At 70.6% G+C, this 18528-nt stretch carries 13 protein-coding genes; 7 read left to right on the top strand and 6 right to left on the bottom strand.

Going from position 1 to position 18528, the window contains the following annotated elements:
- The first annotated feature begins 9 nt into the window (after nt 1-9).
- On the top strand, nt 10-2916 hold the full coding sequence (gene uvrA / locus ACAG20_RS00175) for an excinuclease ABC subunit UvrA (protein ID WP_370491089.1): 2907 nt from the start codon (nt 10-12) through the stop codon (nt 2914-2916).
- Between the two features lie 37 nt (nt 2917-2953).
- Here the strand turns inward: uvrA and ACAG20_RS00170 are convergent, their stop codons facing one another.
- The 5 genes from ACAG20_RS00170 to lysX are packed head-to-tail and all read right to left on the bottom strand — an operon-like array spanning nt 2954 to nt 9540.
- A complete protein-coding gene (locus ACAG20_RS00170) occupies nt 2954-4126 on the bottom strand; it encodes a winged helix DNA-binding domain-containing protein (RefSeq protein ID WP_370491088.1) in 1173 nt (390 codons plus the stop codon).
- 3 nt (nt 4127-4129) lie between these two features.
- Nucleotides 4130-4369, bottom strand: coding sequence for a hypothetical protein (locus ACAG20_RS00165; RefSeq protein ID WP_370491087.1), 240 nt, complete (start codon nt 4367-4369; stop codon nt 4130-4132).
- Nucleotides 4362-4808 (bottom strand): DUF6653 family protein, encoded by a 447-nt coding sequence (locus tag ACAG20_RS00160; RefSeq protein WP_370491086.1) that lies wholly within the window; start codon nt 4806-4808, stop codon nt 4362-4364. The genes ACAG20_RS00165 and ACAG20_RS00160 overlap by 8 nt, the downstream gene beginning before the upstream one ends.
- Nucleotides 4805-6196, bottom strand: a complete 1392-nt coding sequence (locus tag ACAG20_RS00155) for an alpha/beta hydrolase (protein WP_370491085.1) — start codon at nt 6194-6196, stop codon at nt 4805-4807. Before ACAG20_RS00155 ends, ACAG20_RS00160 begins: the two co-directional genes overlap by 4 nt.
- A gap of 5 nt (nt 6197-6201) precedes the next feature.
- Nucleotides 6202-9540, bottom strand: coding sequence for a bifunctional lysylphosphatidylglycerol synthetase/lysine--tRNA ligase LysX (gene lysX / locus ACAG20_RS00150; RefSeq protein ID WP_370491084.1), 3339 nt, complete (start codon nt 9538-9540; stop codon nt 6202-6204).
- A gap of 376 nt (nt 9541-9916) precedes the next feature.
- On the opposite strand from lysX, the gene infC reads away from it, so the two are divergent.
- From infC to ACAG20_RS00130, 4 genes are read left to right on the top strand one after another with little or no spacing between them, the layout of a single operon-like run.
- Nucleotides 9917-10534, top strand: coding sequence for a translation initiation factor IF-3 (gene infC / locus ACAG20_RS00145; protein ID WP_370491396.1), 618 nt, complete (start codon nt 9917-9919; stop codon nt 10532-10534).
- A 24-nt stretch (nt 10535-10558) separates the two neighbouring features.
- The gene (gene rpmI / locus ACAG20_RS00140; protein WP_013828757.1) at nt 10559-10753 is read left to right on the top strand and encodes a 50S ribosomal protein L35; all 195 of its coding nucleotides are present in this window, start codon (nt 10559-10561) and stop codon (nt 10751-10753) included.
- A 55-nt stretch (nt 10754-10808) separates the two neighbouring features.
- A complete protein-coding gene (gene rplT, locus ACAG20_RS00135; protein ID WP_013828758.1) occupies nt 10809-11198 on the top strand; it encodes a 50S ribosomal protein L20 in 390 nt (129 codons plus the stop codon).
- A gap of 20 nt (nt 11199-11218) precedes the next feature.
- On the top strand, nt 11219-12007 hold the full coding sequence (locus tag ACAG20_RS00130; RefSeq protein ID WP_370491083.1) for a TrmH family RNA methyltransferase: 789 nt from the start codon (nt 11219-11221) through the stop codon (nt 12005-12007).
- On the opposite strand, the gene ACAG20_RS00125 is transcribed toward ACAG20_RS00130, so the two are convergent.
- Nucleotides 12004-13113: an oxygenase MpaB family protein gene (locus ACAG20_RS00125; protein ID WP_370491082.1), complete on the bottom strand. Its 1110-nt coding sequence runs from the start codon at nt 13111-13113 to the stop codon at nt 12004-12006. The two genes, ACAG20_RS00130 and ACAG20_RS00125, sit on opposite strands and share 4 nt — an antisense overlap.
- 211 nt (nt 13114-13324) lie before the next feature.
- Between ACAG20_RS00125 and ACAG20_RS00120 the strand changes: the two genes are divergently transcribed.
- Both ACAG20_RS00120 and ACAG20_RS00115 read left to right on the top strand, forming a co-directional pair.
- A complete protein-coding gene (locus tag ACAG20_RS00120) occupies nt 13325-14176 on the top strand; it encodes an adenylate/guanylate cyclase domain-containing protein (protein ID WP_165824914.1) in 852 nt (283 codons plus the stop codon).
- A 141-nt stretch (nt 14177-14317) separates the two neighbouring features.
- On the top strand, nt 14318-18448 hold the full coding sequence (locus ACAG20_RS00115; protein WP_370491081.1) for a PE family protein: 4131 nt from the start codon (nt 14318-14320) through the stop codon (nt 18446-18448).
- Nucleotides 18449-18528 lie beyond the last annotated feature (80 nt).

Below are 18528 nucleotides of genomic sequence, written 5' to 3'. Positions count from 1 at the left end.
CATGGACGGGTGGCTGACCGGCTGATCGTCAAGGGTGCGCGTGAACACAACCTGCGCAGTGTCGACCTGGACCTGCCGCGGGACGCGTTGATCGTCTTCACCGGGCTGTCCGGTTCCGGCAAGTCCTCGCTGGCCTTCGACACGATCTTCGCCGAGGGGCAGCGCCGCTACGTCGAATCGCTGTCGGCGTATGCCCGCCAGTTCCTCGGCCAGATGGACAAACCGGATGTCGACTTCATCGAGGGCCTGTCACCGGCGGTGTCCATCGACCAGAAATCCACCAACCGCAACCCGCGGTCGACGGTGGGCACCATCACCGAGGTGTATGACTACCTGCGGCTGCTGTACGCCCGCGCCGGTACCCCGCACTGCCCGGTCTGCGGTGAGCGTATCGCCCGCCAGACCCCGCAGCAGATCGTCGACCAGGTGCTGGCCATGGATGAGGGGCTGCGCTTTCAGGTGCTGGCGCCGGTGGTGCGCACCCGCAAGGGGGAGTTCGCCGACCTGTTCGAGAAGCTCAACACGCAGGGCTACAGCCGGGTCCGGGTCGACGGGGTGGTGCATTCGCTCACCGACCCGCCCAAGCTCAAGAAGCAGGAGAAACACGACGTCGACGTCGTGGTGGACCGGTTGACCGTCAAGGAGTCGGCCAAGCAGCGGCTCACCGATTCGATCGAGACGGCGCTGGGACTGGCCGACGGCATCGTGGTGCTGGAGTTCGTCGACCGCGACGACGACCATCCCCACCGTGAGCAGCGGTTCTCCGAGAAGCTGGCCTGCCCCAACGGGCACCCGCTGGCGGTCGACGACCTGGAGCCGCGGTCGTTCTCGTTCAACTCGCCCTACGGGGCGTGCCCCGAATGCGCCGGGCTGGGCATCCGCAAGGAGGTCGACGCCGACCTGGTGGTGCCCGACCCGGACCGCACCCTGGCCGAGGGGGCGGTGGCGCCGTGGTCGATGGGCCCCACCAGCGAGTACTTCACCCGGATGATGGCCAGCCTGGGCGCCTCGATGGGCTTCGACGTCGACACCCCGTGGCGCAAGCTGCCGGTCAAGGCGCGCCGGGCCATCCTTGAGGGCTCCGACGAGCAGGTCCACGTGCGGTACCGCAACCGTTACGGCCGGACCCGCTCCTACTACACCGATTTCGAAGGTGTGATGGCGTTCCTGCAACGCAAGATGGAGCAGACCGAGTCTGAGCAGATGAAGGAACGCTACGCCGGCTTCATGCGTGACGTGCCCTGCCCGGAATGTGCCGGCACCCGGCTCAAGCCGGAGATCCTGGCGGTGACCATGACCGCCGGCGACTACGGCAGCAAATCCATTGCGCAGGTGAGTGACCTGTCGATCGCGGAGTGCTCGGATTTCCTCAACGCGCTGACGCTGGGCCCTCGGGAGCAGGCCATCGCCGGCCAGGTGCTCAAGGAGATCCAGTCGCGGCTGAGCTTCCTGCTCGACGTCGGCCTGGAGTATCTGACGTTGTCGCGGGCAGCCGGGACGCTGTCCGGCGGTGAGGCGCAACGTATCCGGCTGGCCACCCAGATCGGTTCGGGTCTGGTCGGGGTGCTCTACGTGCTCGACGAGCCGTCGATCGGGCTGCATCAGCGTGACAACCGCCGGCTTATCGAAACCCTGGTGCGGCTGCGCGACCTGGGCAACACCTTGATCGTCGTCGAGCACGATCTGGACACCATCGCGCACGCCGACTGGATCGTCGACATCGGTCCGGCGGCCGGGGAGCACGGCGGGCGGATCGTGCACAGCGGGCCCTACGCCGAGTTGGTGGCCAACCGCGACTCGATCACGGGCGCCTACCTGTCCGGCGCGAAAAGCATTGCGGTGCCGCAGCTTCGGCGGCCGGTGGATGCCAAGCGCCAACTCGGCGTGGTCGGCGCACGCGAACACAACCTGCGTGGTGTCGACGTGGAGTTCCCGCTCGGGGTGCTGACCGCCGTCACCGGGGTGTCCGGTTCGGGAAAGTCGACGCTGGTCAACGACATCCTGGCGTCGGTGCTGGCCAACAAGCTCAACGGCGCCCGGTTGGTGCCCGGCCGGCACACCCGCATCACCGGCCTGGATCACCTGGACAAGCTGGTGCGGGTCGACCAGTCACCGATCGGGCGCACCCCGCGGTCCAACCCGGCCACCTACACCGGGGTGTTCGACAAGATCCGCACCCTGTTCGCGGCCACCACCGAGGCCAAGGTGCGCGGCTATCAGCCGGGCCGGTTCTCGTTCAACGTCAAGGGCGGTCGGTGTGAGGCGTGCACCGGCGACGGCACCATCAAGATCGAGATGAACTTTCTGCCGGATGTCTATGTGCCGTGCGAGGTCTGCCACGGCGCGCGCTACAACCGGGAGACCCTGGAGGTGCACTACAAGGGCAAGACCATCGCCCAGGTGCTCGATATGTCGATCGAGGAGGCGGCGGAGTTCTTCGAGCCGATCACCGGCATCCACCGTTATCTGCGCACCCTGGTCGACGTCGGCCTGGGCTACGTGCGGTTGGGCCAGCCCGCACCGACGCTGTCCGGCGGGGAGGCGCAGCGGGTGAAGCTGGCCTCGGAGTTGCAGAAGCGCTCCACCGGCCGGACGGTCTACATCCTCGACGAGCCCACCACCGGCCTGCACTTCGAGGACATCGCCAAACTGCTGGGCGTCATCAACGGGCTGGTCGACAAGGGCAACACGGTGATCGTCATCGAGCACAACCTGGATGTGATCAAGACCGCCGACTGGATCATCGACATGGGCCCCGAAGGCGGGGCCGGCGGGGGAACGGTGGTAGCCACCGGCACACCCGAGGATGTGGTGGCCGTGCCGGAGAGCTACACCGGCAAGTTCCTCGCCGAAATCCTGGACGTACCGGTCAAACCCGCCAAGCCGGCGAAGCGGCGGCGCAAGGCGAGTGCTTAGGAGCGAGATGTCATCAGAGGCTGCGGTGGCGTGGCGCTCACCGTAGCGCCTTGACCAGCGGCGACGGGAACCGCGGCGACACCCGCACCCCGTCCAGCCAGGCGGTGAGCTCGCTCGCCCGCTGCTCCAACACCTGACGCGCCGGCTGGCCGGGGTCCTCCAGCAGCTGCAGCTGCACCTCGGCGGCGGCGTTCTGGCACCAGCCGCCCACGATCCGGCCGTTCCACCACACCGTGGGTCCGGCGTTGCCGTAGTTGTCGAAGAGCTGGCCGCGATGCTCGCCGAGATACCAGTCGCGGTGATACCAGCCCATCGTGGTGACGTCGAGTCCGGGCAGCAGCGCACCCCACGGTTCGGGTTCGGGCTCGGGTTCCAGGTCATCGGGCAGCGCGTACCCGGGGGTGCCGTGCAGGTCGACGTCGACGGCGCCGATGCTGCTCAACGCTTTTCGGACCGCCGTCTTGGTGGTGCCGAACCACCATTTGATGTCGTCGGCGGTGGCCGGGCCGAAGGCCCGCAGCCAGGTCGCGACCAGGCGTGCCTGTGCCTTCTCGGCGGGGATCGGCTCGCCCGGTTCGCCGAGCCAGTCGGCGGCGGCCGCCCACCGGGGCCGCGACGAGGTCCAGCTTGCGTCGTTGGGTCCACGCACGATGTCGCCCTGGGCGCCGAGCACGGTCAACGCGCGCGGGGCCAGCTGCGTCTGGCCGCCGTAGGCCTTGCCGGGTGCGGGGTCGTAGGTTCCGGCCAGTTCGGGTAGTGCCGCACGTAGTTCGGCGCTGCTGGCCGGGCCGTGCTCTTCGAGGTGTCGCAGCACCGCCGTGCCGGCCCGGGCCAACCAGCGTCCTCCGTCGTCGGCGACACCGGCTTTGGCCACGTCGGCGATGAGTCGGCGGCGTTCGGTGTCGGCCACCCGGTCGCTGGCGGCGGCCTGCACGGTAGGCAGCTCGGCGGTGTCGACCACCCACAGCGTGCGGCGCATCGCCAGCTGCTTGATCAGCGACCGTTTCTCATACAGCGCACTGTCCAGGTCGGCGACCGTGAATGGTGACGATCGCGCCCACAGCGACAGATACGGGGTGGCCGGATCGGTGGCGTGCAGGCCGATGAGCGTGGCGGCTATCTGCGTGATCGGCTCGGTCGCGGTTTCAGGGGCCAGAAAGTGCCGGCGTGCCAAGCGGGTTCGCCGTTCGGCGATGGTGAAGGCCCGCACCCGTCAGTGCTCGTCGTCGCGCATCGAGGCGCGGATCTGCTTCAACCGGTCGGCGGCGGCGCGCTGCCTGTCCTGGTACTGCTTCTCGACGGTGCGGCCCTCCGGGGTCGCTGCGTCCAGTTCCTGCGCGCCGATCGAGGTCTGAAACCGGTTCTCGATCTTCTCGCGCACCGAATCGAAGGTCGGCACGCCGGTGTCGTCGTAGCCGGTGTCGGGTTGCGGGTCGTCCGGATCGTCACCCATGTTCGCCACGGTACCGCCGGCGATCGAAATAGCGGACCATCAACGCCCAGTAGCCCATGGTCAGCGTCATCGCCACGGCGGTGGCCGCCACCGTCGGCAGCAGCAGCCGGCGGCGGGCGCTGGCCAGCGCCCATGCGGTCGCGGCGCTACCGGCGACGTTCACCAGCAGGGCGGCGTCGCGCGGCCGGTCGGTGACCCACTGCTCCTCACCGAGCATCGCGCGCGTCGACCAGGCCGCCTGAGTGGCCGGCGCACCGAAGATCACCGGGTTCAGCGCGAACCACACCGATATCCACGCCGCATCCCGCCAGGACCGCCGCCACACCGGCACCAGGATCAGCGGTGTGGTCGCCCAGCGACTCCAGGCGCTCCACGGATTGGCGTGCCTGGCGAACACGGCGTGGCGCAGCCGCGCCACCGCCGGCGTCGGGCGGGTCATCGGCGTGGCCCGCGGACGTCGTGGGCCGGCCTCGGCCCGGCCGCTGCTGCCGTTTCCGGTGACTCGACCGGGAACGGCACCGGTTGCACTCCCGGGGTGCTCAGCCGCCCCGCCAGCCAGGGCAGCGCCTCGGCGAACATTCTGCCGGCGAACGGCCAGTCATGCTGGCCCGGCGCGGTGACCACGGCGCAGTCGATGCCATTGGCCCGGCCCAGCGTGCACAGCGACTTCGCGGCGGCCAGCTGACCGCCGGTGTCGGCAACGGTCGCGCTGCCGTCGACCCCGAACCACCCCGAAACCCCGTAATAGCGGCCGTGTTTGGCGATCACCGTCGACGGGTCGAACGCCGCCCAGGCCTGTGGGCTCCCCCCGAAGAGCCGATTGACGGTCTGGGAGCGGGTTCCGGCGTTGGGGCCGAGGTCACCGGCGATGTCGACGAAGGTACTGAATCGTTCGGGGTGCATCGCGGTCAGGTCGACCGCGCAGGTGCCGCCCATCGACCAGCCGGCGACCCCCCAGTGCGACGGATCGGGGCTGGCGCCGAACTGCGAGATCACGTACGGCACCACGTCTTCGGTCAGGTGGTCGGCGGCGTTGCCGCGGGGGCCGTTGACGCATTCGGTGTCGTTGTTGAACGAACCGCCCGAGTCGACGAACACCAGGATCGGCGCATTGCCGTCGTGCGCCGCCGCGAACTCGTCGACGGTGTTGATTGCGCCCCCCGAGCGCAGCCAGTCGGAGGGAGTGTTGAACTCCCCGCCGATCATCATCACGACGGGCAGGGCCGGCGGCGGGTTCTGGGCGAACCACGCCGGCGGCAGGTACACCAGCTCGCCGCGATGTTTGAAATGCGAAGCGTCGGAGGGAATCGTCACCTTCAGCACCTGCCCCCGCTCGGGCGTGGTGCCCGACCCGGCCAACGCGTTCACCGCGGCCAGGTCGCTCTGGTCGGGCAGCGGCCCCGACGTCAGATTCCCCCAGGCGCTCTGCACCGTCGGGAAGTAGCCCACCCAGCTGTTGAGCGTCAGGGCCGCGCTGATCGCACACAGCGGCACGGCCAGCACCGATATGCCGCGACGCCACCAGGCCGCACCCCGCCAGCCCAGCAGCAGCAGGCCGGCCGCGGCGCCGGTGAGCGCGATCCACACCCACAGTGCCGGCGGCGACGGCTGGGCGATCAGCCCATCGTCGGCGGCGAACCGGTAGGCGCCGACCGCCACCGCCAGCCCCACCGCGCCTATCACCGGCAGCCACCGGCGCGACCGCCGGCCCACGCCCAGCACCAGCGCCAGCACCGCCGCCGCCTGCACCGTGACCGGAATCCAGCCGTGCATCAGCGAGGTGTGTTCGCCGCTCGCCAGAATCACCCCTCCATGATGGACCGCCATCGCGATCAGCGGGGTTTGGCCAGCGGGAACGGCAGGGTGTCGCGGATGCTGTGGCCGGTGATGAGCATGACCACCCGGTCCACGCCCATGCCCAGCCCGCCGGTCGGGGGCATCGCGTACTCCATGGCCTGCAGGAAATCCTCGTCGAGTTCCATCGCCTCGGGGTCGCCGCCGGCGGCCAGCAGCGACTGCTGCTGCAGCCGGCGGCGCTGCTCCACCGGATCGGTGAGCTCGCTGTAGGCGGTGCCCAACTCCACGCCCCACGCCACCAGGTCCCACCGCTCGGCCACCCCGGGCTTGCTGCGGTGCGGCCGGGTCAGCGGCGACACCGAGGTGGGGAAGTCGGTGTAGAAGGTGGGCCGCTCGGTGCGGGCCTCGACCAGGTGCTCGTAGAGCTCGAGCACCACCGCACCGGCATCCCACTGCCGCAAAAAGTGCACGCCCACCCCGTCGCACAATCGGCGCAGCGTGCCCAGATCAGTGTCGGCGTCGATCTTTTCGCCGAGGGCCTCCGAGACCGCGTCGTGCACGGTGCGCACCGGCCACTGCCCGGAGATGTCGACCGGCTCCAGGCCCGCACCGCCGGCGACGGGCCGCATCACCACCGGCGCGCCGTTGGCCGCCACCGCGGCGTTCTGGATCAGCTCGCGCGCCCCGTCGATCCAGGCCAGGTAGTCGCCGTGGGCCTGGTAGGCCTCCAGCAGGGTGAACTCCGGGTTGTGGCTGTAGTCGACCCCCTCGTTGCGAAACGCCCGGCCCAGCTCGAACACCCGCTCCACCCCGCCCACGCACAACCGCTTGAGGTACAGCTCCGGGGCGATCCGCAGGTACAGGTCGAGGTCATAGGCGTTGATGTGGGTGACGAACGGGCGGGCGTTGGCGCCGCCGTGCAGCTGCTGCAGAATCGGGGTCTCGACCTCCAGGAATCCCTTGGCGAACAAGGTGTCCCGGAGGGAGCGCAGCACGTTGCTGCGCGCGGTGATCAGCTCGCGGGCTTGCGGGTTGATCGCCAGGTCCACATAGCGGGTCCGCAACCGGACCTCGGGGTCGGTCAGGCCCTTCCACTTGTCCGGGAGCGGACGCAGGCACTTGCCGACCAGCCGCCACCGTGTCACCAGCAGTGACGGAGTTCCGTTGCGGCTCTGCCCCGTCGCGCCGGTGGCCTCGATCAGGTCGCCGAGGTCGACGCCCGAGCTGAAGTCCGCGGCACGCACGTCGCCGCCGGTGGCCAGCACCGAATCGTCGAGCAGCAGTTGCACCTCACCGGACCAGTCCCGCAACTGGGCGAACAGCACGCCGCCGTAGTCGCGTATCCGCAGCACCCGCCCGGTCACCGACACGCTCTGCCCGGCGCCGGCGTGCAGCGCCTGGGCGACGGTGTGACTGGGCGGCGCACCCACCGGGTAGGCGTCAACACCACTGTCCTGCAACGACTTCAACTTGGCCATCCGGCCCCGCACCTGCTCGGGGAGCCGGGGGAGCGGGCCGGCTGCCTCGGGTGCCTCGGCGGCCTCGGTGTCGGGGGCGGTGCCGTCGTCGTGCAGCCACTCGGTGGCGGCCACCGTCGCCGGCACCGACGAGCGTTGGCCGGTGTGCTGTTCCTTGCGCTGAGAGAACGGCAGCATCAGGAAGCCTTCGGCGATCACCGAGGCCACCCCGACCCGGGGGATGAGCCGAGCGTCTTCGTAGCAGGCGTAACGCGGCACCCACTCCGGCTGGTACTTCATGTTGGAGCGGTAGAGCGTCTCCAACTGCCACCAGCGGGAGAGGAACATCAGCAGCCGGCGCCAGACCCGCAGCACCGGGCCGGCGCCCAGCTGGGCGCCCTGCTCGAAGGCGGCCCGGAACATCGCGAAGTTCAGTGAGATGCGGTTGACGCCGACGGTGGCGGCCTGCAGCGCCAGGTCGCTGACCATCAACTCGATGGTGCCGTTGGGGGATTGCGGTGAGCGGCGCATCAGATCCAGCGATACCCCGCTGCGGCCCCATGGCACCAGCGACAGCATCGCCACCACTTCGCCGGTTTGTGAGCCGGACCGCGGCTCACCGAGCACCGCTTCGACCAGCAGGCAGTTGACGTCGGCCGGATCGCCCAGCCGGCCCAGCGCCATGGAGAAGCCGCGCTCGGAATCGGTGTCGCGCCAGGCGTCGGCGCGTTCGATCACCTGGGCCATCTCCTCGGCGCCGATCTCGCCGTGTCGCCGCATCCGCACCGTCAGGCCGGAGCGGCGGGCCCGCGCGACTGCCTGGCGCACCCCGCGCATGTCCGGACCGGACAGCTTGAACTCCGCTGGCCGAAGGATCGCCTCGTCCCCGATCTCCAACGCGCTCAGGCCGGCGTCCCGGTAGGCCTGCGCGCCGGCGAAACCGGCGCCCATGACACCGGGCGCCCAGCCGTAGGTCTGGCATACCCGCAGCCAGGCGCTGATGGCCTGCGGCCAGGCCCGCGGATCGCCCACCGGGTCGCCGCTGGCCAGGCAGACCCCGACCTCGACCCGGTAGGTGATGGCGGCGCGCCCGTTGGGGGCGAACACCACCGACTTGTCGCGGCGCGTGGCGAAGTAGCCCAGCGAGTCGTTCTGGCCGTAGGCCTCGAGCAGCCCGCGGATCGCCGACTCATCCTGGCCGGTCAGGGCGTTGTCGGCCCGCTGGGACAAAAACAGCACGATCGCGGCGATCATCAGGGTCAGCGCCCCGAGCAGCCCGCACAGCGCCTTGAGCCCGAACTCCGGCTCGCCGGGGAAGAAGTCCGGTTCCAGCAGCCCGAACCCGACCACCCGGTTCACCACGTAGGGCAGCCGCAGCGGGGGCTGCACCGTCCCGGGGAACACCTCGATGAGTCCCCAGCACAGCAGGATCGCCACCGTCCAGCCGGCGGCCAGCGTGGCGGCCGATCGCAGCAGGGCACCGCGGCGCACCTTGGCCCAGAACTCGCCGCGGGCGGCCACCAGCACGACGATCGCGGCCACATGCAGCGCCAGGCCCGCGACACCGCTGATGACCTGGAAGCGGTCGGAGGCGTCCGACACCAGCCGGCTGAGGTTCCAGCCGCCGGCGACCACCAGGCTGGCGATCAGCAGCCACCAGGCGATGCGCTTGTGGGCGCTGAGCGCCGCAGCCAGCAGCGCCAGCACGAATGCCCAGGCCAGGCTGGTGTCGGGGAAGTTGAACAGGTACTTGTCGATGAACTCACGCGGCACTCGGATCGCCCACCGGATCACCGGCGACATGCTCGACAGCAGCGACAGCGTGGCGGCGATGCCGACGGCCCAGGCCGCAGCCGCGGGAACCCAGCGCAACCGGGAGGTCGAATGGCTGCGCGAACGCGGGCCGGTGAGCGTCATAGCCCGGGAGAATAGGCAATCAAGCCGGGAAAAAAGTGTGAGGGACGCCGCCGGGGTGGAACGTCCGGGCTAAAGGATGCCGAACTGCTGCTAGACTGTCGGACGCGACCGTCCCGGCGTACGCCAGGACTGCAAGTGGAGTTCCCTCCCACCTCTAGCCGCGGAGCGATCCGTAGGCTTAGTGGTCCGGTCGCAGGCGGTGCCAACCGCCTGCTCTGCGCAGCGCGCGCAGGCGTCCCGATGGTATCGGGCCGCGACCGGTCGGTATCGGGCCCTGCTTCGTGCAGGGCTTTTTTGCTGGTGGGTGGTTTCAGCGCCGCTGCGTCCGGACGAGCACTGCGGCGGCCGCGACCGGAAGACTACCCAGGGAGGTCCCATCAGCACTGAGATCCGCGTCAACGAGCGCATTCGCGTACCTGAGGTCCGTTTGATCGGCCCGGGAGGGGAGCAGGTAGGCATCGTGCGCATCGAGGATGCGCTTCGCGTCGCCGCGGATGCCGATCTCGACCTTGTCGAAGTAGCCCCGACCGCGAAACCGCCGGTCTGCAAGATCATGGACTACGGCAAGTACAAGTACGAGGCGGCCCAGAAGGAGCGCGAGTCTCGCAAGAACCAGCAGCAGACCGTCGTCAAGGAACAGAAGCTGCGCCCCAAGATCGACCCCCACGACTACGAGACGAAGAAGGGCCACGTGGTCCGCTTCCTCGAAGCCGGGGCGAAGGTCAAGGTGACGATCATGTTCCGCGGACGCGAGCAGTCCCGGCCCGAGCTGGGCTACCGCCTGCTGCAGCGACTGGGCGCCGATGTCGCCGAGTACGGCTTCGTCGAGACCTCCGCCAAGCAGGACGGGCGCAACATGACGATGGTGCTGGCACCGCACCGCGGCGCGAAAACCCGGGCCAAGGCCGCAGAAGATGCCGGCGCGGGCGCAAAGCCCCCCGCATCGGCCCCGGACAACGCGGCCGACGCGGCCGAGCCCCAACCCGAAAACTGACACCGATACCAGAACTGAGGAAACATGCCCAAGGCGAAAACCCACAGTGGCGCTTCGAAGCGGTTCCGTCGCACCGGCACCGGCAAGATCGTGCGGCAAAAGGCCAACCGTCGCCACCTGCTCGAGCACAAGCCGAGTACCCGCACTCGCCGGCTGGCCGGGCGCACCGAGGTGGCTGCTGCCGACGCCAAGCGCGTCAACAAGATGCTGAACGGCTGACAGCCGCTCCGCGCAACGCAAATCCCTTACGTCCCAACGAGAGTAGGAACACCCCATGGCACGCGTGAAGCGGGCAGTCAACGCCCAGAAGAAGCGTCGCACCATCCTGAAGGCCTCGAAAGGCTACCGTGGCCAGCGGTCGCGGCTGTACCGCAAGGCCAAAGAGCAGCAGCTGCACTCGCTGACCTACGCCTACCGTGACCGTCGCGCCCGTAAGGGCGACTTCCGCAAGCTGTGGATCACCCGGATCAACGCGGCGGCCCGCGCCAACGGCGTCACCTACAACCGCCTGATCCAGGGTCTCAAGGCCGCCGGTGTCGAGGTGGACCGCAAGAACCTCGCCGAGATCGCCGTCAGCGACGCGGCAGCGTTCACCGCGCTGGTCGAGGTCGCCAAGGCCGCGCTGCCCGAGGATGTCAACGCGCCCTCCGGCGAGGCCGCCTGACCCTGCTGGGTCTTTCCGGGATGCTGACCGAACGCTCGGCCCGCGTGGTCGCGGCGGTCAAGCTGCACCGGCACGCGGTCAGGAAGCGTGAACAGCGCTTCCTGGCCGAGGGCCCCAATCTGATCGAGGCCGCGATCCGTCGTGGCCTGGTCATCGAGGTCTTCGCCACCGAATCGGCGGCGCAACGCCACGACGAGCTGCTGGCGTCCGTACGGGCGCCGGTGCACCCGGTCACCGACCGGGCGGCAAAGGCCTTGTCGGACACCGTCACCCCGGCCGGCTTGGTCGCCGTATGCACGATTCCGGAACCCGACCTGGGCGGGTTGCTGGCCGACGCGCCGCACCTGGTGGCGGTCGCGGTGGGCATCGGCGAGCCGGGTAACGCCGGCACCCTGATCCGTATCGCCGACGCCACCGGGGCTTCCCTGCTGGTGCTGACCGGCAACAGCGTCGATCCCTACAACGGCAAATGCCTGCGCGCCTCGGCGGGCAGCGTCTTCAACGTCCCGGTCGTGGTGGCCGCCGACACCGACGCGGTCCTTGCGGCGCTGCGCGAATCGGGGCTACAGCTGCTGGCCACGGCGTTGGACGGCGACCTGAGTCTCGACGACGCCGATCCGGTGCTGACCGCACCCACCGCGTGGCTGTTCGGCCCGGAAGCCCACGGCTTGCCGGCTGCCGTCGCCGCCGCCGCCGACCATCGGGTGCACATCCCGATGTCCGGCGGCGCGGAGAGTCTGAATGTGGCTGCCGCAGCAGCGATCTGCCTGTATCAGAGCGCGCGGGCGCAGCGCGGCGCCCGGTCTTAGGCGGCCTTACGGCGCGGCGGACGCGGCGCCGTAAGGCCGCCGCCGGCCGCCAGTGAGAAGGTGCTGTGCACGAACGCACCGGCCCGCTCGACCAGCTTCATGCCCCGGCTGACTCGCGGCACATAGTGCATGCCGCTGGCACGCCGTTCCTTGGGCGGTCCGCTGAACCAGGGGGCTTCGATGAGCGGTGCATCCGCGGCGATCTTGCCCTGTTCGCGCTTGTAGCCGGCCAGCGCACGCGGATGCAGCCGGATCTCCTCGGGGACCACGCTGAACGCCAGGTGGGCGGCCTTGCCCAACAACCGGAACAACACCTCGTCGCCTTCTGACCAGCGCAGCCCGGCCTTCTCCCGCACCACCGGCTCGAACAACCCGGCGGCCACCCAGCGCTGGGCGGCCAGCGCCGGCTTGAACAGCTGATCCCACACGCCGGTGGGCATCATCACGAACCACGGCTTGGGGATGCGCATGTCCAGGATGCCCTGCGCGGCCGGCGTCATCTCCAGCTCTTCCTCGCAGACCCGGTCCCAGTACTCACAGAACTCGTCCCAGGACTTCGGCACCGGGCGCATGCTCATGCCGTACATCCGGTACCACTGCACATGCTCGTCGAAGAGCTGGTGCTTCTCGGCCTCGGTCAGCCCGCCGCAGAAGTACTCGGCCAGCTTGATGATCAACATGAAGAACGTCGCATGCGCCCAGTAGAAAGTCTCAGGATCCAGTGCGTGGTAGCGCCGGCCCTGCGCATCGGTGCCCTTGATGTCGCGGTGGTAGTCGCGGATCGCCGCGCCGGTGGACTGGGCGCGCATGCCGTCGTAAACCACGCCCATGATCGGGTACACCGACCGCGTCACCCGCTGCAGCGGTTCACGCCACAGGCTGGAGTGGTCCTCCACGCCGGCGCCCAGGCCGGGGTACATGTTCTCGATCGTGCCGATCCACATGCCCATCACGCCGGTGCGGATATCCCCGAAGTACTTCCAGGTCAGCGATTCGGAATTCAACGGTTCCACGGCCGGCGCGGGTTTGGGAGCGGCCGGCGCGGGGGCACTCTGCTCCGCGGGCTCAGCTGCCCGCTCGGCGGACGTGGTCGGCGTAATGGTCATCACGTCTCCTGTCTGGCGAACCTGACACAACCATAATTATGACAACACATGTTGTCTAGATTATCGAGGGCGCGTCGCGACGGGATTGTCGATCGTGGCGTGTGCCACGTGTCTCGGCCGTTGCCGGTGGCCACAACCGCCACCTACGCTGGGGCGCATGGACCTTGAGCCGGTCGGTCGGCAGGCTGACGAGCTCGAGGAGGTGGTGGGGATGCCGGAGCATGCCGCGTCGAGCCGCCGCCGTTCGTTCTCCCTCGACGACGCCGCGGCCTGGTTGAACCGCACGACCAACGACGTGCGGGTGGTCGACTTGGTCCGCCGGGTGCGCCGGGCGCTGCCCGGCGACCCCGAGTTCGGCGATCCGCTCTCGACCGCCGGCGACGGGGGACCGCAGGCCGCCGCCCGAGCGGCCGGCCGGCTGATGGGTGACCGCTCCGCGGCGTCGCGCGAGGTCAGCCTGGGGGCCTTGCAGATCTGGCAGGCGTTGACCGAGCGGATTTCTCGCGCCCCCACCAATGCCGAGGCCACGCTGGTCTTCACCGACCTGGTCGGATTCTCCACGTGGTCGCTGCGGTCCGGCGACGACGCCACCCTCACCCTGCTGCGGCGGGTGTCGCAGGTGGTCGAACCGCCGCTGCTGGACGTCGGCGGCCGCATCGTCAAACGGATGGGCGACGGGATCATGGCGGTGTTCCGTGAGCCGTTGATCGCGGTCGGCGCGGTGCTGGAAGCCCAGGATGCGATCGCAACGGTCGAGGTCAACGGCTTCACGCCGCGGATGCGGGCTGGTATTCACACCGGGCGGCCGCAGCGGCTGGCCGATGACTGGCTGGGCGTGGACGTCAACATCGCCGCGCGGGTGATGGAGCGGGCCGTCAAGGGCGGCATCGTGGTGTCGGGGGCGACGCTGGAGCGCATCGAGCCCGGCGCGCTCGAGGAGTTGGGTGTGACGGCCAAGCGGGCCCGCCGACAGGTGCTGTCGGCCAAGACCAGTGGTGTACCGGCCGATCTGATGATGTATCGGCTCAAGGCGGTTCGCCGCGAGCCCCCCGCCGACGACTGAGCGTGGCGTTAACTTACTTGTAGCCCGGGCGAATTCACGCAGACGAGTGGAGGAACCCGGTTTCTTGGAATAGTCTGCGTGAACCAGCCATCTAATTGTGCAGTTCTACACAGGTCGCCTTCAGCGCAGAAGCGGGGAAACATGTCAGGTCGGGAACAGCGTCGGAGGAACGACCGGCGGGTTCGTCATCGGGTGGTCGGCGCCGGCGGCACGGTGGCCGCGTTCCTGGCGTTCGGCATGGCTCCGCTGGCCGCGGCGCCCACGGCGCACGCCGACCTCGACTTCGACTGGCTGACCGACCTGTTCAACCCGGTCTCAGATTCCGCTGTGGGCTGGGACAGCAGCGCCTGGGACTCCAGCGCCTGGGACATCAGCTCCTGGTTCGGCTCGACCGACCCGGGGATGGCCGACACGACGGCCGCGTTCGACCTCTCGTCGCTGTTCAACACGTTCTTCTACCAGCCGCTGTACTCAAGCATCGACGCCTGGATCGACAACCCGATTAATAAATCGATCGTCGACATGGTCAACGGCTGGGCTCCCGACGGCCAGTTCTACCTCGGGGACGGCGCTGCCGGCACCGCGGAGACCCCCGACGGCGGTGATGGCGGACTGTGGTTCGGCTCCGGCGGTGCCGGCTACGCCGGTGGGGAAGACAACGATCCTGGTGACGGCGGTGCCGCCGGGCTGTTCGGCAATGGCGGGGCCGGCGGCGCCGGTTGGGACGGCCAGGTCGGCGGTAGCGGTGGTGCCGGCGGCACGATCATGGGCATCGGCGGTGCCGGTGGCGCCGGCGGCATGGGAGCCAACGGCGGCAGCGGCGGCGACGCGATGGGCTGGCTGTTCGGGATCGGCGGTGTCGGGGGCGTCGGTGGTGCGGGCACGGCCGGTGCGGATGGCGCTGCCGGTGTGTGGGCTGACGGTGGTGCCGGCGGTGTCGGTGGTGCCGGCCATGCGGGCGGCACCGGTGGCGCCGGCGGTAATGCGACCAAATCAATGTTCGGCACGGGTGGCGCGGGCGGCGCCGGTGGCGCCGGTGGGGCCGGCGGCCAGGGCGGTACCGGCGCCGATGGCGACGCCGAGAACCTCAACGGTGGCGCCGGCGGCGACGGCGGTGAAGGCGGCGCGGGCGGTGCCGGCGGCGCGGGCGGCAACGGCGGCATGTTTGGCAGCAAGGGTGCGGCCGGCGAGGACAGTACGGTCAACGGTGATGGCGGCCAGGGCGGTACCGGCGGTGCCGGCGTGGACGCCACCGCTGACCACGCGGCCGGCAACGGCGGTGTCGGTGGCAACGGCGGCAGCGGCGGCGACGCCGGCAACGGTGGCCAGGGCGGCACCGGCGGTGCGGGCGGTGCCGGTGAAGAGGTCGGTCCGAACGCCACTACCTGGCATGACGCCGGCAAGGGCGGTGACGGCGGCGCCGGCGGTGACGGCGGCAAGATCGGCAACGGTGGTACGGGCGGTACCGGCGGTGCCGGTGGTGTCAGCGCTACCGCCGTCGACGCACAGGGAAACCCGCTCGTTGACGAGGACGACAATCAGCTCACGGTCGGGGGCACCGGTGGTACCGGTGGTGCCGGCGGTGACGGTGGTACCGAGGCGGGTAACGGCGGCAAGGGTGGTGTCGGCGGCGTCGGCGGCGCCGGGCACGACGGGCTCAAGGGCGAAGCCGGCACCCACGCCGCCGCTGACGGTGCCGACGGCGGCAATGGTCACCAAGGCGGCAACGGCTTCGACGGCGGTCAGGGCGGCCAGGGCGGCGTAGGCGGCAAGGCCCAGACCGACACCGGTACCGACGGGGCCAATGGCGCTGGCGGCGCCGGCGGCGCCGGCGGTGCCGTGGGCGCCGGCGGTGACGGCGGCAACGGGGCGAACGGCACCTGGGATGTCAACGACGGTAAGGGCGGCGACGGCGGCAAGGCCGGTGACAACGGCGAGCTTGCCGGCAAGGGCGGAGCTGGCGGCGCAGGTGGCGGTGAGGGGGACAACGCCGGGGCCGGGGGCGGCAAGGGCGCCGACGGCGCCAAGGACCCCACCGAGGCCAGCAAGGGCGGCAACGGCGGTAACGGCGCCGCCGGAACCGCGGACCACCACAGCGGCGGCAACGGCGGTAACGGCGGCGACGGTGCCTACGGCGGCGACGGCGGCCGCGGCGGTAACGGCGGTGACGCGTTCGAAGGCAGCAACGGCCACGGCGGCGACGGCGGCACCGGCGGCGACGGCGCGGATGGCAACGGCTCAAAGACCAGCGACGGCGGTAATGGCGGCGACGGCGGTGCCGGCGGCGCAGGAGCCGGCACCGGGAACGGCGGCACCGGCGGTAACGGCGGCAAGGGCGGCAACGGCGGCCACGGCGTGACGGGCGAGCAAGGCAGCTTCGACGACGGCGGCACCGGTAATGGTGGCAACGGCGGCGACGGCTACAACGGTGGCAATGGCGGCGCCGGTGGCGCCGGCGGTGCCTCCGAGTCCGGCACCAACGGCGACGGCGGCACCGGCGGTAACGGTGGTGCCGCCGGTAAGGCCGGCAGTGGCGGCGATGGCGCCAAGGGTGACTGGAACCACAAGGGCCAGTACGGCTACGGCTCCGGCGGCACGGGCGGCAATGCCGGCGATGTCGGCTCGGCGGGTAACGGCGGTGCCGGTGGCGCCGCCGGTGACGGCGCCGGGACCGCCGGCACCGCGGGAGGCGACGGCCAAGGTGGCGCCGAGGAGGCCTTCGGCGGGCAGGGCGGCCACGGCGGGGACGGCGCGGCCGGTGACAAGACGCACTGGAGCGGCGGTGCCGGCGGTGACGGCGGCACCGGCGGCGTCTACGGCAACGGCGGCAACGGCGGCAACGGCGGTAACGCCTGGTACGACGAGGACACCGACACCACCAGGGCGACCACCGGCGGTAGCGGTGGGGCCGGCGGTAACGGCGGCGCCGGCGGCACCGAGCACGGCAACGGCGGCACCGGCGGCAACGGCGGTGACGCGGCGGTGGGCAGCCAATACGGCGGCAACGGCGGAGCCGGCGGCAAGGGCGGCGCCGCTACCGCTGAGGGCGGCAACGGCGGCGACGGTGGCAACGGCGGTAACGGCGCCGGCGCGAGCGGCTGGAAGTCCGACGGCACCTGGGGTATCGACGGGTTCAGCAAAAAGTTCGGCTCCGGCACCATCCTGGGCGTCTCCGGCAAGGGCGGCGACGGCGGCGCCGGTGGCACCGCTATCACCGGCGCCGGTGGCGACGGTGGCAACGGTGGCAACGGTGGTGCCGCGGCCAGCGACGCCGGAACTCGGGTCATCTGGGGTGGCGCCGGTGGCAAGGGCGGCGCGGGTGGCGCGGCCACCGTCCCGGCCGATGACGGCGACGGCAGCGGTGACGGCGGCGAAGGCGATGGCGGCACCGGCGGTGGCAACGACGGCGGTGACACCGAGGCTCCGGCCGTCGTCTCCGGTAACGGCGGTAACGGCGGTAACGGCGGCGAAGGCGGTGTCGGGACCATCACCGCTGGCAGTGGCGGTTCCGGTGGTGCCGGCGGCGCCAGCGATGACGGCAGGGGCGGCAACGGCGGCAACGGTGGTGGCGGCAAACAGGCCACCGGCTGGAGCGACGTCAATGGCGACCTGGCCGGCAAGGGCCAGATCCTCGCCTTCAGCGGCGGCGGCGGCAACGGCGGTGCCGGCGGCAACGGTGGGGCCGGCGACGACGGCATCGGCGGTGGCGACGGCGGTAATGGCGGCCAGGGTGCGGCGGGCCTGACCGGCGGTAACGTGTTCAGCTCCGGCGGGACCGGCGGTGCGGGCGGGGCCGGCGGCACCGGCACCACCGGTGACGGCGGCAAGGGCGGTGCCGGCGGGAACAGCGGCGATGCCACCTGGCGGGCCCACAACGGCGGCGCCGGCGGCGCCGGCGGCAACAGCACCGAGGGCAATGGCGGTCAGGGCGGCGACGGCGGTAACGGCGGGTCCCTGACCGGCGCCGGGACCGCTCCGACCAATGGTCAGCCGGTCACCGTCGGCGCCGGCGGTAACGGCGGCAATGGCGGCAGCAGCACCGCCACCGACACCGAGGGCCACGGTGGCGACGGCGGTAAGGGCGGTGACGGCGGCAACGGCGTCGACAAGATCAAGGGCGGCACCGGTGGCACCGGCGGTACCGGCGGCAGCTCCGGCTCGGAGAAGGCCGACCCCGTCGACAAGCCGACCGCGCCGACCACAACCGCCGGTGGCGAAGGCACCGCGGGGTCGGAGGGCGCCGCGCCCAAGGCCGCCGACGACGACAGCTGATTTATAGGCGCTTCTCGTCACGAGGCAGGTGAAAGCCGCCCTGGTTCACCGCCAGGGCGGCTTTCTCTTGATCGGGGCCA

It is taken from the genome of Mycobacterium sp. pW045 (genome assembly GCF_041287085.1).
Classification (GTDB): domain Bacteria; phylum Actinomycetota; class Actinomycetes; order Mycobacteriales; family Mycobacteriaceae; genus Mycobacterium; species Mycobacterium algericum_A.
This window is presented reverse-complemented; position numbering and strand designations above follow the sequence as displayed.

What these genes read in the sequence shown, in the direction of transcription:
- ACAG20_RS00160 (WP_370491086.1), bottom strand. Translation starts at nt 4,808, where the DNA reads ATGACCCGCCCGACGCCGGCGGTGGCGCGGCTGCGCCACGCCGTGTTC.
- ACAG20_RS00165 (WP_370491087.1), bottom strand. Translation starts at nt 4,369, where the DNA reads ATGGGTGACGATCCGGACGACCCGCAACCCGACACCGGCTACGACGAC.
- rplT (WP_013828758.1), top strand. Translation starts at nt 10,809, where the DNA reads ATGGCACGCGTGAAGCGGGCAGTCAACGCCCAGAAGAAGCGTCGCACC.
- ACAG20_RS00120 (WP_165824914.1), top strand. Translation starts at nt 13,325, where the DNA reads ATGCCGGAGCATGCCGCGTCGAGCCGCCGCCGTTCGTTCTCCCTCGAC.
- ACAG20_RS00125 (WP_370491082.1), bottom strand. Translation starts at nt 13,113, where the DNA reads ATGACCATTACGCCGACCACGTCCGCCGAGCGGGCAGCTGAGCCCGCG.
- lysX (WP_370491084.1), bottom strand. Translation starts at nt 9,540, where the DNA reads ATGACGCTCACCGGCCCGCGTTCGCGCAGCCATTCGACCTCCCGGTTG.
- ACAG20_RS00115 (WP_370491081.1), top strand. Translation starts at nt 14,318, where the DNA reads ATGTCAGGTCGGGAACAGCGTCGGAGGAACGACCGGCGGGTTCGTCAT.
- ACAG20_RS00155 (WP_370491085.1), bottom strand. Translation starts at nt 6,196, where the DNA reads ATGGCGGTCCATCATGGAGGGGTGATTCTGGCGAGCGGCGAACACACC.
- rpmI (WP_013828757.1), top strand. Translation starts at nt 10,559, where the DNA reads ATGCCCAAGGCGAAAACCCACAGTGGCGCTTCGAAGCGGTTCCGTCGC.
- ACAG20_RS00130 (WP_370491083.1), top strand. Translation starts at nt 11,219, where the DNA reads ATGCTGACCGAACGCTCGGCCCGCGTGGTCGCGGCGGTCAAGCTGCAC.